Below are 12,576 nucleotides of genomic sequence, written 5' to 3' on the forward strand. Positions count from 1 at the left end.
CCGCGAACGGCGCGATCTTCGCCTCCGCCAGCGCACGCACCGACTCCCGGAGCATGTCGTGCTCCTCCGAAGGCCGATACAGGTCGAAGTCCTTGGAACCCGCCACGCTCATTCACTCCCAGGTCGGCTAACTACCGTTAAGTAACCCAAATGGTAGGGCGTGACCGAGCCCCCGACCAGGGCACGGCTATGCTCGGGCAGGCATTCCGCCCGACCCACTGGAGTACCGCATGGCCCTCAAGATCACCGTGATCGGCACCGGCTACCTCGGCGCCACCCACGCCGCGGCCATGGCGGAGCTGGGCTTCGAGGTGCTCGGGCTCGACGTCGTGCCCGAGAAGATCGAGCTGCTGTCCTCCGGCCGGGTCCCCATGTACGAGCCGGGGCTCGAAGAGCTGCTCGCGAAGCACGTGGCGGGCATCGAGGGGTCGAGCGGCCGGCTGCGGTTCACCACCTCCTGGGAGGAGGCCGGTGCCTTCGGCGACGTGCACTTCGTCTGCGTGAACACCCCGCAGAAGCACGGCGAGTACGCCTGTGACATGAGTCACGTGGACGCCGCCTTCGCCTCCCTCGCCGGGGTCGTACGGGAAGGGGCCCTGGTCGTCGGCAAGTCGACCGTGCCGGTCGGCTCGGCCGAGCGGCTCGCGGCCCTGCTCCCGGCCGGCGTCGAGCTGGCCTGGAACCCCGAGTTCCTGCGGGAGGGCTTCGCCGTCGGCGACACCCTGCACCCGGACCGGATCGTGGTCGGCGTGCGCGGCGAGCGGGCCGAGAAGCTGCTGCGCGAGGTGTACGCGGTGCCGGTCGGCGAGGGCTCGCCGTTCGTCGTGACCGACTTCCCGACGGCCGAGCTGGTGAAGACCGCCGCGAACTCCTTCCTCGCCACCAAGATCTCCTTCATCAACGCGATGGCGGAGGTCTGCGAGGCCGCGGACGGCGACGTCGCCAAGCTGGCGGAGGCCATCGGCCACGACGACCGGATCGGCGCCAAGTTCCTGCGGGCCGGCATCGGCTTCGGCGGCGGCTGCCTGCCGAAGGACATCCGGGCGTTCATGGCCCGGGCGGGCGAGCTGGGCGCCGACCAGGCGCTGACCTTCCTGCGCGAGATCGACTCCATCAACATGCGGCGGCGCGGCCAGATGGTCGAGATGGCCCGCGAGGCCCTGGGCGGGAACTCCTTCCTGGGCCGCCGGGTCGCCGTCCTCGGCGCCACCTTCAAGCCGGACTCGGACGACGTCCGCGACTCCCCCGCCCTGAACGTGGCCGGGCAGATACACCTCCAGGGCGGCCAGGTCACCGTCTACGACCCGAAGGGCATGGAGAACGCCCGCCGCCTCTTCCCGACCCTGGGATACGCGGACTCGGCCCTGGAGGCCGTGCGGGGGGCGGACGTGGTGCTGCACCTGACGGAGTGGCGCGAGTTCCGCGAGCTGGACCCGGCGGAGCTGGGCGAGGCGGTGTCCGCCCGGATCGTCCTCGACGGCCGCAACGCGCTCGACGCGGCGCGGTGGCGCGGCGCGGGCTGGACGTACCGGGCGATGGGACGGCCGCGCGCGTAGCGCCTCTGGGGCCCTGCCGGGCGCCGGTCCGGGCCCGGCCTACTCCCCCGGCTCGAAGTCCTCCACGAAGTAGCTGTCGTGCCGGACGCGGAACCGCTTGAGCTCCTCGCCGCCGCGCCGCGCCACCTCCGCGACCCGCTCGAAGTACTCCTCGCGCGGAGCGCCCGGGGAGAAGAGCATGAGCATGGACGTGGGCTCCTCGGTCGCGTTCTTGAAGGCGTGCAGGCCTCCGACCGGTACGTACAGGAAGTCGCCCGCGCGCCCGGTGACCCACTTGTCGCCGTCGTAGAGCTCCAGTTCGCCGGAGAGGACGTAGAAGGACTCGGACATGGCCTTGTGGAAGTGGGGCTTGGCCCCGGCGGCCCGGGGACCGAGGTCCACCTTGTAGAAGCCGAACTCGCCGCCGGTCGAGGCGTGGGTGGCGAGGTAGTGGGTGGAGCCGCCGGGCGAGGCGATGTCCGGCGGGGTGTCGGCGGGGCGGAAGGTCGCGTTCACCTCGCCCTTGTCGCCGTGGTAGCGGGGCTCGGGGTACGCGAAGTCCTCGGGGTGGGACACGTTCTGCTCCTTCGGCGGGTCCGTTGATCTCCCTCCGCATGGTGGTCTCCGCCCCCACGGGCCGGCATCGGGCTCGCGGACGATCTCGGGGCCGCCGGACCGGGGACCGGAGACCTACGGCTCGTCCGACGGGCGGTAGTCCCGCGGACGGGCGGAGCCGATGGGCCGACGGCGTTCCGTCGGGTGGCAGCAGGTGGGTGGCCTTGCCGTGCGCGGATGCGGGTAGAGGCGGACGGTGGGTGGGAACGCCCCACCCGTACGAGCACGAGGAGAGCCATGCCCGTCGCCACCCTGCGGTCCGTCGTCCTGGACTGTCCCGACCCGCTGTCCCTCGCCACCTTCTACGCCGGGATCCTCGGCAGCTCCCCCCGGGTCTCCGAGGACTCCGAGGAGGGGGACTCCTGGGTGGTCCTCTCCGGGCACGACGGCACCCAGCTCGCCTTCCAGGAGGTCTCCGGGTACGTGGCGCCGGACTGGCCCGGGGAGACGGGCGAGCAGCAGTTCCACCTGGACCTGACCGTGGACGACCTCGACCGGGGCGAGGAGCAGGTCCTCGCGCTCGGCGCCAAGCTGCTCGACGCGGGCGGCCCCGACCGCGACTTCCGCGTGTACGCGGACCCGGTCGGGCACCCGTTCTGCCTCTGCGTGGACCTGTAGGAGCGGTCAGGCCCCCGGGCCGTCCAGGGACTCGATCGTCGCGTTCGACGGCGTCGTGCGGTCCCTCAGGTCGCGGGAGACGTCCTCCGCGTCGCGCAGCACGCGGACCGCGTTGGACCAGGTCAGCCTGGCCAGGTCCGGGTGCGACCAGCCGCGGTGCAGCAGCTCCGCGACCAGGTTCGGGTAGCCGGCGACGTCGTCCAGGCCCGAGGGCGTGAAGGCCGTGCCGTCGTAGTCGCCGCCGATGCCGATGTGGTCGATTCCGGCGACCTCGCGCATGTGGTCGAGGTGGTCGGCGACCGTGGCGGCGGTGGCCACCGGGCGCGGGTTCGCCTCCTCGTAGGCGCGGTGCAGCGCCATCGCCCCGGCGGTGGTGTCGAGGTGGTCGAAGCCGTGCTCCCGCAGGTTCTCGTCCGCCCGCGCGGTCCACTCGACGGCCGCCGGGAGGATGAACTTGGGCACGAAGGTGGCCATCGCGACGCCGCCGTTGGCGGGCAGCCGCTCCAGGACGTCGTCCGGCACGTTGCGCGGGTGGTCGCAGACCGCCCGGGCCGAGGAGTGCGAGAAGATCACCGGCGCGGCGGTGGCGTCCAGGGCGTCCCGCATGGTCGTCGCGGCCACGTGCGAGAGGTCGACCAGCATGCCGCAGCGGTTCATCTCGCGGACGACCTGCCGGCCGAAGGCGGAGAGCCCGCCGACGCCGGGGGCGTCGGTCGCCGAGTCCGCCCAGTCGTTGTTGTCGTTGTGGGTGAGCGTCATGTAGCGCACGCCCAGGGCGTGCAGCGCGCGCAGGGTGGCGAGGGAGTTGTTGATCGAGTGGCCGCCCTCGGCCCCCTTGAGGGAGGCGATGCGGCCCTGCTTCCGGGCCGCCTCCATGTCGTCCGCCGTCAGCGCGGGCGCGAGGTCGGCGGCGTACCGCTCCAGGAGCTGGTCGACGGCGTCGATCTGCTCCAGGGTGGCGCTGACCGCGTCGTCCCCGGTGAACCGGCAGGGCACGTACACCGACCAGAACTGGGCGCCGACGCCGCCGGCCCGCAGCCGGGCCAGGTCGGTGTGGAGCGCGCCGGTCTGGTCGGCCGCGATGTCCATGCGGTCCAGGTCGTAGCGGACGTGCTCCCGCAGGGCCCACGGCAGGTCGTTGTGGCCGTCGACCACGGGGTAGCCGGCCAAGAGCTCGCGCGCCTCGGCGAGGCGGTCGGCGGCGGTCACCGGGCGAAGCCGAAGGACTCGGCGCCCTCGACCTTGGCGCGCAGCCGCTTGCCCTTCTCCGTCGCCTGGTCGTTCAGCTCCTGCTGGAAGGCGCGCATCCGGTCGAGCAGCGCCGGGTCGTGCGCGGCGAGGATCCGGGCCGCGAGCAGGCCCGCGTTGCGGGCGCCGCCGACGGAGACCGTGGCGACCGGCACGCCGGCCGGCATCTGCACGATGGAGAGCAGCGAGTCCATGCCGTCGAGGTACTTCAGCGGCACGGGCACGCCGATCACGGGCAGCGGGGTGACGGAGGCGAGCATGCCGGGCAGGTGGGCGGCGCCGCCCGCGCCCGCGACGATCGCCTTCAGACCGCGGCCGGCCGCCTCCTCGCCGTACGCGATCATCTCGCGCGGCATCCGGTGCGCGGAGACGACGCCGACCTCGTACGGGATCTCGAACTCGTCCAGGGCCTGGGCGGCGGCCTCCATGACGGGCCAGTCGGAGTCCGAACCCATGACGATGCCGACGACGGGGCTGGTGCTCATTCGGTGATCGTCCCTCGCAGGTAGCCGGCGGCGTGGCGGGCGCGCTCCAGCACGTCGTCCAGGTCGTCGCCGTAGGTGTTGACGTGGCCCACCTTGCGTCCGGGCTTCACGTCCTTGCCGTACATGTGGATCTTGAGCTGCGGGTCCCTGGCCATGCAGTGCAGGTACGCGGAGTACATGTCCGGGTAGTCGCCGCCCAGGACGTTGCACATCACGGTCCACCGCGCGCGCGGGCGCGGGTCGCCGAGGGGGAGGTCGAGGACCGCCCGGACGTGGTTGGCGAACTGCGAGGTGATCGCGCCGTCCTGGGTCCAGTGGCCGGAGTTGTGCGGGCGCATCGCCAGCTCGTTGACCAGGATGCGGCCGTCCGCGGTCTCGAACAGCTCCACGGCGAGGTGGCCGACGACGCCCAGCTCCCGGGCGATCCGCAGCGCCAGCTCCTGGGCCTGCCCGGAGAGCTCCTCGGACAGGTCGGGGGCGGGCGCGATCACGGTGTCGCAGACGCCGTCGACCTGGCGGGACTCGACGACCGGGTAGGCGACGGCCTGGCCGTGCGGGGAGCGGACGATGTTCGCCGCCAGCTCGCGCGTGAAGTCGACCTTCTCCTCCGCGAGGACCGGGACGCCGGCCAGGAAGGGGTCGCGGGCGTCCTCGGGCGAACGCACGAACCAGACGCCCTTGCCGTCGTAGCCGCCGCGCACGGTCTTGAGGATGATCGGGAAGCCCCCGACCTCGGCCGCGAAGGCCTCCGCGTCCGCCGGGTCCGCGACGATGCGGTGGCGCGGGCTCGGCGCGCCGATCGCGTCGAGCCGGGCGCGCATCACCCCCTTGTCCTGCGCGTGCACCAGCGCGTCGGGTCCCGGGCGGACGGGGATGCCGTCCGCCTCCAGGGCCCGCAGGTGCTCGGTGGGGACGTGCTCGTGATCGAAGGTGATCACGTCGCATCCGCGCGCGAAGTCACGCAGCGTGTCCAGGTCGCGGTAGTCGCCGATGACGACCTCGCTCACCACCTGGGCCGCGGAGTCCTGCGGAGTGTCACTGAGGAGCTTGAACTTGATGCCGAGGGGGATGCCCGCCTCGTGGGTCATACGGGCGAGCTGACCGCCACCGACCATGCCGACTACCGGAAACGTCACCCTCTTAGGGTATCCGCACCATCGGGGAACACTCGTCCGGCTGTGTCTTGGCACAAGCGTCGGCCCGGAAACCGGGGGAAGAAGCGCCGGGAGGGCCCGGTGGCGAGGGCGAGGTTCGGCCACGGTTCGCGCGGTACCCCGGCATGTGCCAGGGGCCCTGGTTAGCATGGACTGGATGACGTCACCCGGGCGTCACCCGGACGGACGGGACAGAGCCATCACCATGAGTGAACCCGGCGCGCTGCGCACGCGACTCGACCGGCTCTTCCGCGAGCTCGCGAAGTTCGGGGCCGTGGGCGCCGTGGGGGTCCTGGTCGACCTCGGGGTGTTCAACCTCGTGCGCCACTTCACGGACCTCCCCGTCGTGCGGGCGAGCGTCGTCGCCACCGTGGTGGCCATCGCGTTCAACTACGTCGGCTTCCGGTACTTCACCTACCGGGACCGCGACAAGAGTAGGCGCACCAAGGAGATGTCCCTCTTCCTGGTCTTCAGCCTGATCGGCCTGGTGATCCAGAACGGCCTGCTCTACACGGCGACGTACGGCTTCGGCTGGGACGGCCCGCTGGCGAGCAACTTCTTCAAGTTCTTCGGGATCGGGATCGCGACCCTGTTCCGCTTCTGGTCGTACCGCACCTGGGTCTTCCGCGCCCTGCCGGCGAAGGAGGCCGTGCAGACCGCCGAATCGTTCCTGGAGCAGGCGCCGCGGCAGGCGGCCCGCCGCCAGCCCGACCGGGTCTGACCGGGCTTTTCAGCGTACGGGGCGGTCCGACGGCCGGTCCGGGACGCTCCTGCCCTCGCGGCCGAGGAAGAGCGCGAAGACCGGCGGCTGCTGCTGGAGGAGCTCCAGGCGCCCGCCGTCCGCCTCCGCGAGGTCGCGGGCGACCGCCAGGCCGATGCCGGTGGAGCTGCGGCCGCTGACGGCCCGCTCGAAGATCCGCGCGCCGAGGTCGGCCGGGACGCCCGGCCCCTCGTCGGTGACCTCGATCACCGACTGGTTGCCGGTGACCCGGGTCCGCAGGGCGACCGTGCCGCCGCCGTGCATGAGCGAGTTCTCGATCAGGGCGGCGAGGACCTGGGCGACCGCGCCCGGGGTGCCCACGGCCCGCATCCCGTGCTTGCCGGAGTGCACGATGGCCCGCCCCGCGCTGCGGTAGGCCGGCCGCCACTCCTCGATCTGCTGCTTGACGACCTCGTCCAGGTCGAAGGCGACGGCGGAGCCGGTGCGGGGGTCGCGGGAGTTGGTGAGGAGCCGCTGCACGACGTCGGTGAGCCGCTCGACCTGGGTGAGGGCGATCGTCGCCTCCTCCTTGACCGTGTCCAGGTCGTCGGCGAGGGCGACCTCCTCCAGGCGCATGGAGAGCGCGGTGAGGGGCGTGCGGAGCTGGTGGGAGGCGTCGGCGGCGAGCCGGCGCTCGGCGGTGAGCATCCGGGCGATCCGCTCGGCGGAGGCGTCGAGGACGTCCGCGACCCGGTCCAGCTCGGGCACCCCGTACCGCTTGTGCCGGGGGCGCGGGTCGCCGGAGCCCAGGCGTTCGGCGGTCTCGGCGAGGTCGGTGAGCGGGGAGGCGAGCCGGTTGGCCTGCCGTACGGCGAGGAGGACGGCGGCGACGACGGCGAGCAGGGCCACCGCGCCGATGATCAGGAGGGTGCGGCCGACCTCGGCGGTGACGGTCGAGCGGGACTCCTCGACGATCACGGTCTCGCCGCGCTCGCCCTCGGCGGTGCCGCGGATGACCTCGCCCCCGGGCCGCTCCCCGATCGAGATCGGGTCGCGGCCGGGGATGAGGATCTGCGCGTACCGCTTGGCGCCGCTCTGCTCGGCGAGGATGTCCGGGTTGACCGGCTCGCCGCCGATGAGCCGGCTGTCGACGATGGAGACGATCCGCAGCGCCTCCGAGTCCACGCTCTCCTGGGCGCTGCCGGCGATCGTGCGGGTCTCGACGATGACGAGGGAGACGCCGAAGACGGCGATGACGACGAGCACCACGGCGAGCGTGGAGTTGATCAGACGGCGGCGCACGGAGTCTCTTTCGCTGGGGGTCAGCTCTTCTCGAAGCGGAAGCCGACGCCGCGCACGGTGGCGATGTAGCGCGGGTTCGCCGCGTCGTCGCCGAGCTTCTTGCGCAGCCACGAGATGTGCATGTCGAGGGTCTTGGTGGAGGACCACCAGGTGGTGTCCCAGACCTCGCGCATGAGCTGGTCGCGGGTGACGACCCGGCCGGCGTCCCGGACCAGGACCCGGAGCAGGTCGAACTCCTTGGCGGTGAGCTGGAGCTCCTCGTCGCCCATCCAGGCGCGGTGCGACTCGACGTCGATGCGCACGCCGTGGGTGGAGGGGGCGGCGACGGGCTCGGTGGCGCCGCGCCGGAGCAGGGCCCGGACCCGGGCGAGGAGCTCGGCGAGCCGGAAGGGCTTGGTGACGTAGTCGTCGGCGCCCGCGTCGAGCCCGACGACGGTGTCGACCTCGTCGGCGCGTGCGGTGAGCACCAGGATGGGGACCGCGTGCCCCTCGGCGCGCAGCCGCCGGGCGACCTCCAGGCCGTCCATGCCGGGGAGGCCCAGGTCGAGCACGACCAGGTCGACGCCGCCCTGGAGGCCGGTGTCGAGGGCGGCGGGACCGTCCTCGCGGACCTCGACCTCGTACCCCTCCCTCCGCAGGGCGCGGGCCAGCGGTTCCGAGATGGACGCGTCGTCCTCGGCGAGCAGTACACGGGTCATGGGGTGATGGTAGTCCGCACGGCCCCCGGCCCGGGGTGCGATCCGCCGGGCCCGGGTGGGCCCTGCGGATCATGTGGGCATCTTGTGTGTGACCTTCGAATGACGCTGTACGGTTGCACTTCTGCCTGTGATCCATGTCTCAAGTCCTTCCATATCCGGCACTGTCGTGTCGTATGGTGGCGAGACGTCTGTAGCGGCATTCGGGGACCTTTGACCGGCTTGATGGGTCGGGGTCCTCTTTTCTGCGTGAGGTGGGCCCAGCCGGCCTCGACGACGGCGAATGACCTGTGGGCCGGGTCCCGGGACGCGAAGACGCGCTCGCGGGGCGTGGATCCCGGCGGAGTTCCACGATTCCGCCGGTGCCGGCTCCCCCACCGGGCGCACCCCGCTCACAAAGCGAGCGTCCCGACAGAGCAAGGATCGACATGGCGTCCAGCCTGACGACGGCTTCGACCGGGGCCCCCCGGTACCAGAAGACGTTCCTCGGCCACCCCCGGGGCCTGACCACCCTCTTCTTCACCGAGATGTGGGAGCGCTTCTCCTACTACGGCATGAGGGCCCTGCTGGTCTACTACCTGGTCTCCGGCGGCACCGAAGCCGCCGTGGGCGCCCAGGGCGGCGGCCTGGCGATGAAGGCGGCCACGGCCACGGCCATCTACTCGGTCTACGTGTCGATGGTCTACCTCATGGCCATGCCGGGCGGCTGGTTCGGCGACCGCGTGTGGGGCGCCCGCAAGACCGTCACCATCGCCGGTTTCGTGATCATCGCCGGTCACGTCCTGCTGGCCGTTCCCGGTCAGGCGATGTTCTTCCTCGGCCTCGCGTTCGTCGCGGTCGGCTCCGGTCTGCTGAAGGCCAACATCTCGACGATGGTGGGCCACCTCTACGACGGTCCCGAGGACCCGCGCCGTGACGGCGGCTTCACGCTGTTCTACATCGGCATCAACCTCGGCGCCTTCGTCGCCCCGTTCGTCATCGGCACGATCGGCAAGGAAGTCAACTGGCACATCGGCTTCGCGCTCGCCGCGGTCGGCATGGCGCTGGGCCTAGCCGTCTTCCTGGGCTTCGGCAAGAGCCTGAACCCGAAGAGCAGCGAGGTCCCGAACCCGCTCTCCGCCGAGGAGCGCAAGGCGATCGTCACCAAGGTCGCCCTGGTGACCGTCCTCGTCGCCGTCTTCTACGGCGTCGTCGTGGGCCTCGACCTGTTCACCCTGAACTGGGCCCTGATCCCGCTCACCGTCGCCGGTCTGGCCATCCCGGTCACCGTCCTCGCCCGCATCAAGCGCGACAAGGACCTCAGCGCGACCGAGCAGTCGAAGATGAACGGCTACATCTGGTTCTTCGTCGCCGCCGCCATCTTCTGGATGATCTACGACCAGGGCGGCTCGACCCTGTCGCTGTTCGCGGACGACAAGACCGCCGACAAGATCTTCGGCCTGGGCTTCTCCGCCACCTGGTACCAGTCCCTGAACCCGCTGTTCGTCATGACGCTGGCCCCGGTCTTCGCCTGGCTGTGGCTGTGGCTGGCCCGCAGGAACCAGGAGCCGAGCACCGTCGTGAAGTTCGCGATGGGCCTCGTCCTGGTCGGCGCGTCCTTCTTCGTCTTCGTCGTCCCGATGGGCATGGCGGGCGACGGCACCATGGTCTCCCCGATGTGGCTCGTCTCGATCTACATGATCCAGACCATCGGCGAGCTGTGCCTCTCCCCGGTCGGCCTCTCCGTCACCACGAAGATGGCGCCGCAGAAGTACGCCTCCCAGATGATGGGCGTGTGGTTCCTCGCCGTCACCGCCGGTGACTGCACCACGGGTCTGCTCTCCATCGCGGGCGTCGACCTCAACGGCACGGGCATCATCGCCATGCAGGCGTCCCTCGCCGTCCTGGCCGGCATCGCGGTCTTCATGTACCGCAAGAAGGTCCAGAGCCTCATGGGCAACGTCCACTGACGTCGCCCCGCCGCTCACGCAGGAGGCCGCCGCACCGGATCGGTGCGGCGGCCTCCGCCGTTTTCACGGGCCCGGGTGGACCCGGTCTCAGTCGACGGGCGCCGAGAGCTCCGCCCAGACCGTCTTGCCGAGGGCCCCGGGCGTGCGGTCGATGCCCCAGTCGCGGCAGAGGCGCTGGACGATGAACATGCCGTGGCCGCCGGGGCGCCCGGCGCGGTGCGGGGTGCGCGGGGCGGGCTGGCCCGCGCCGCGGTCGGTGACTTCGAGGCGCAGCACCTTGGGCAGCCGCAGGACGCGCAGGCTCTCGGCCCCGTCGGCGTGCAGGCAGGCGTTGGTGACCAGCTCGGAGACGACCAGGAGGACGTCCTCGGCGGCAGCCCTGCGGTCGGCGGTGTCGGCGGGCAGCCAGCCCCACTCGTGGAGCGCCGTCCGCGTGAAGTCGCGGGCGAGCGGCACCGTGCCGCTGGTCTCGCCGAGGGCGAGCGTACGGACGTCGGAAGCTTGGTCCATCAGCGCTTCACCTCACCGATCGACGGGACTGGGGCGGGACGTGCGGGTCGTGCGGGACCGGGGCGGGAACCGGGCCCCGGGGTCCGGCTGCCCGGTCCGGCCGTGCTCATTCGGGGAGTGCCGTCGCGAGCGTGTCGTGGACGGTGAAGACGGTGTCCGCCCCCGTGATGTGGAACACCCGGGCCACCGCGGGCCGCATGCCCACCAGGTGCACCGCGCCGCCGGCGGCGTCCGCCCGCAGCCGGGCGCCGAGCAGCACGTTGAGCCCGGTCGAGTCGCAGAACTCCAGACCGGAGCAGTCGACGACGAGCCGGGAGCGGCCCGCGTCCAGTGCCCCGTCCAGGGGTTCGCGCAGGAGTTCGGCGGTGTGATGGTCGAGTTCGCCCACCGGTGTGAGGAGTTCGCTCTCCCCCACGGCCCGCGTCTCGACCCGCAGCCGCGCGGGCAGTGCGCTGCCGATGTGTTCGCGGTCCATGGCCGTGCCTCTTCTCGCTCTCGCGGATGCCGACTGACGTCCTCGAACACTACAAGCGGAGCGCCCTTCGATGCACACGAGGTCCATCTCATAACGGGACAAACGGGATTAATGGCACTTGCAACCTTCGGGGTCGAGCAGGTAGGGCTAGAGAAACACCCGAAACGGCCGGCTTGGAGGCGCCGCAAACCGCTGCGAGAAGAACCCGAAGGAGACCCATGTCACCCCGGCTCGACGCCACGCGTACCCCCGACGCGCCGTCGGCAATCCTTTCCGTCGACCCCACCGCCCCCCTCACCGACGGGCTCGCCGACCGGCTGCTCGACCAGCCCCTCGACCGGATCGGCCCGGTCGACGCGCGCGCCCTGTCGAAGGACCTCTTCGCCCGCCTCGCGGAGCTGGAGGAGGGCACCCACGACCACGCGTACGTCCGCAACACCCTCGTCGAACTCAACCTCGCCCTCGTCCGCTTCGCCGCCGCCCGGTTCGGCACCCGCAGCGAACCGATGGAGGACATCGTCCAGGTCGGCACCATCGGCCTCATCAAGGCCATCGACCGCTTCGAGCTCTCCCGCGGGGTCGAGTTCCCCACCTTCGCGATGCCGACCATCATCGGCGAGATCAAGCGCTTCTTCCGCGACACCTCCTGGTCCGTGCACGTACCCCGCCGCCTCCAGGAGCTCCGCCTCGACCTCGCCCGGGCCACGGACGACCTCTCCCAGCGCCTGGACCGCTCCCCCACCGTCGCCGAGCTCGCCGGGGAACTCGGCATCGCGCCGGAGGAGGTCGTCGAGGGCATGACCGCGAGCAACGCGTACACCGCCAGCTCGCTCGACGCCCAGCCCACCGAGGAGGACGGCGGAGGCGGCGAGGCCGCGCTCGCCGACCGGCTCGGCTACGAGGACCGCGCCATCACCGGCATCGAGTACATCGCCTCCCTCAAGCCGATGATCGCCTCGCTGCCCTCCCGCGAGCGGCAGATCCTCTCCCTGCGCTTCGTCTCCGGCCTGACCCAGTCGGAGATCGGCGAGGAGCTCGGCATCTCCCAGATGCACGTCTCCCGCCTCCTCGCCCGCACCCTCACCCGGCTGCGCCAGGGCCTCACTCTGGAGGAATGACCTCCGGCCCCCGCCCCGGGCCGCCACAATGGCCGCAGCCGTGAAGTCGGCCGCGGAAAGGGCCCGTTCACGGTCCGCGGACCGTGAACGGGCCCGTGGCCCGCGGCCGGGCCGCCGGGGCGCCGCGCCCGCCGGGCCCGGCCCCCTCGCGCCCGGGGGGTCCCGGGGGGCA

At 71.8% G+C, this 12,576-nt stretch carries 13 protein-coding genes; 5 read left to right on the forward strand and 8 right to left on the reverse strand.

What is annotated here, in order from left to right; all coding sequences use genetic code 11:
• Positions 1–230: 230 nt before the first annotated feature.
• Positions 231–1,556, forward strand: a complete 1,326-nt coding sequence (locus AB0398_RS20350) for a UDP-glucose/GDP-mannose dehydrogenase family protein (RefSeq protein ID WP_366376932.1) — start codon at positions 231–233, stop codon at positions 1,554–1,556.
• Between the two features lie 39 nt (positions 1,557–1,595).
• On the opposite strand, the gene AB0398_RS20355 is transcribed toward AB0398_RS20350, so the two are convergent.
• Entirely contained in the window at positions 1,596–2,111 is a 516-nt protein-coding gene (locus AB0398_RS20355; protein WP_366376934.1) for a cupin domain-containing protein, read from the reverse strand.
• A 276-nt stretch (positions 2,112–2,387) separates the two neighbouring features.
• On the opposite strand from AB0398_RS20355, the gene AB0398_RS20360 reads away from it, so the two are divergent.
• A complete protein-coding gene (locus AB0398_RS20360) occupies positions 2,388–2,768 on the forward strand; it encodes a VOC family protein (RefSeq protein WP_366376936.1) in 381 nt (126 codons plus the stop codon).
• 6 nt (positions 2,769–2,774) lie between these two features.
• Here the strand turns inward: AB0398_RS20360 and AB0398_RS20365 are convergent, their stop codons facing one another.
• Genes AB0398_RS20365 through AB0398_RS20375 form a run of 3 tightly spaced genes read right to left on the reverse strand, consistent with a single transcriptional unit; the run spans position 2,775 to position 5,637 of the window.
• Complete coding sequence (locus AB0398_RS20365) at positions 2,775–3,977, reverse strand: dipeptidase (RefSeq protein WP_366376938.1); 1,203 nt, start codon at positions 3,975–3,977, stop codon at positions 2,775–2,777.
• On the reverse strand, positions 3,974–4,501 hold the full coding sequence (gene purE, locus AB0398_RS20370) for a 5-(carboxyamino)imidazole ribonucleotide mutase (protein ID WP_366376940.1): 528 nt from the start codon (positions 4,499–4,501) through the stop codon (positions 3,974–3,976). The genes AB0398_RS20365 and purE overlap by 4 nt, the downstream gene beginning before the upstream one ends.
• Positions 4,498–5,637 carry a 5-(carboxyamino)imidazole ribonucleotide synthase gene (locus AB0398_RS20375; protein WP_366376942.1) on the reverse strand — a complete coding sequence of 380 codons (1,140 nt, stop codon included), beginning with the start codon at positions 5,635–5,637 and terminating at the stop codon, positions 4,498–4,500. The genes purE and AB0398_RS20375 overlap by 4 nt, the downstream gene beginning before the upstream one ends.
• A gap of 223 nt (positions 5,638–5,860) precedes the next feature.
• Between AB0398_RS20375 and AB0398_RS20380 the strand changes: the two genes are divergently transcribed.
• Positions 5,861–6,376 (forward strand): GtrA family protein, encoded by a 516-nt coding sequence (locus AB0398_RS20380; RefSeq protein ID WP_366376944.1) that lies wholly within the window; start codon positions 5,861–5,863, stop codon positions 6,374–6,376.
• A gap of 9 nt (positions 6,377–6,385) precedes the next feature.
• Here the strand turns inward: AB0398_RS20380 and AB0398_RS20385 are convergent, their stop codons facing one another.
• Together AB0398_RS20385 and AB0398_RS20390 are read right to left on the reverse strand one after the other, a co-directional pair.
• Positions 6,386–7,657, reverse strand: a complete 1,272-nt coding sequence (locus tag AB0398_RS20385) for an ATP-binding protein (protein ID WP_366376946.1) — start codon at positions 7,655–7,657, stop codon at positions 6,386–6,388.
• A 20-nt stretch (positions 7,658–7,677) separates the two neighbouring features.
• The gene (locus AB0398_RS20390; RefSeq protein WP_366376948.1) at positions 7,678–8,355 is read right to left on the reverse strand and encodes a response regulator transcription factor; all 678 of its coding nucleotides are present in this window, start codon (positions 8,353–8,355) and stop codon (positions 7,678–7,680) included.
• Positions 8,356–8,780: 425 nt separating this feature from the next.
• On the opposite strand from AB0398_RS20390, the gene AB0398_RS20395 reads away from it, so the two are divergent.
• Positions 8,781–10,301 carry an oligopeptide:H+ symporter gene (locus AB0398_RS20395; RefSeq protein WP_366376950.1) on the forward strand — a complete coding sequence of 507 codons (1,521 nt, stop codon included), beginning with the start codon at positions 8,781–8,783 and terminating at the stop codon, positions 10,299–10,301.
• 87 nt (positions 10,302–10,388) lie between these two features.
• Here AB0398_RS20395 and AB0398_RS20400 read toward each other — a convergent pair whose 3' ends face one another.
• Both AB0398_RS20400 and AB0398_RS20405 read right to left on the reverse strand, forming a co-directional pair.
• Positions 10,389–10,811: an ATP-binding protein gene (locus AB0398_RS20400; RefSeq protein WP_366376952.1), complete on the reverse strand. Its 423-nt coding sequence runs from the start codon at positions 10,809–10,811 to the stop codon at positions 10,389–10,391.
• 106 nt (positions 10,812–10,917) lie between these two features.
• Complete coding sequence (locus AB0398_RS20405; protein WP_366376954.1) at positions 10,918–11,286, reverse strand: STAS domain-containing protein; 369 nt, start codon at positions 11,284–11,286, stop codon at positions 10,918–10,920.
• A gap of 218 nt (positions 11,287–11,504) precedes the next feature.
• Between AB0398_RS20405 and AB0398_RS20410 the strand changes: the two genes are divergently transcribed.
• A complete protein-coding gene (locus tag AB0398_RS20410; RefSeq protein WP_366376956.1) occupies positions 11,505–12,404 on the forward strand; it encodes an RNA polymerase sigma factor SigF in 900 nt (299 codons plus the stop codon).
• Positions 12,405–12,576 lie beyond the last annotated feature (172 nt).

The sequence above is a fragment of the Streptomyces sp. NPDC086147 genome, from assembly GCF_040702165.1.
Lineage (GTDB): Bacteria > Actinomycetota > Actinomycetes > Streptomycetales > Streptomycetaceae > Streptomyces.

Excerpts from the sequence above, each read along its gene's own strand:
- AB0398_RS20350 (WP_366376932.1), top strand. The coding sequence starts at position 231 with ATGGCCCTCAAGATCACCGTGATCGGCACCGGCTACCTCGGCGCCACC.
- AB0398_RS20360 (WP_366376936.1), top strand. The coding sequence starts at position 2,388 with ATGCCCGTCGCCACCCTGCGGTCCGTCGTCCTGGACTGTCCCGACCCG.
- purE (WP_366376940.1), bottom strand. The coding sequence starts at position 4,501 with ATGAGCACCAGCCCCGTCGTCGGCATCGTCATGGGTTCGGACTCCGAC.
- AB0398_RS20380 (WP_366376944.1), top strand. The coding sequence starts at position 5,861 with ATGAGTGAACCCGGCGCGCTGCGCACGCGACTCGACCGGCTCTTCCGC.
- AB0398_RS20390 (WP_366376948.1), bottom strand. The coding sequence starts at position 8,355 with ATGACCCGTGTACTGCTCGCCGAGGACGACGCGTCCATCTCGGAACCG.
- AB0398_RS20395 (WP_366376950.1), top strand. The coding sequence starts at position 8,781 with ATGGCGTCCAGCCTGACGACGGCTTCGACCGGGGCCCCCCGGTACCAG.
- AB0398_RS20400 (WP_366376952.1), bottom strand. The coding sequence starts at position 10,811 with ATGGACCAAGCTTCCGACGTCCGTACGCTCGCCCTCGGCGAGACCAGC.
- AB0398_RS20405 (WP_366376954.1), bottom strand. The coding sequence starts at position 11,286 with ATGGACCGCGAACACATCGGCAGCGCACTGCCCGCGCGGCTGCGGGTC.
- AB0398_RS20410 (WP_366376956.1), top strand. The coding sequence starts at position 11,505 with ATGTCACCCCGGCTCGACGCCACGCGTACCCCCGACGCGCCGTCGGCA.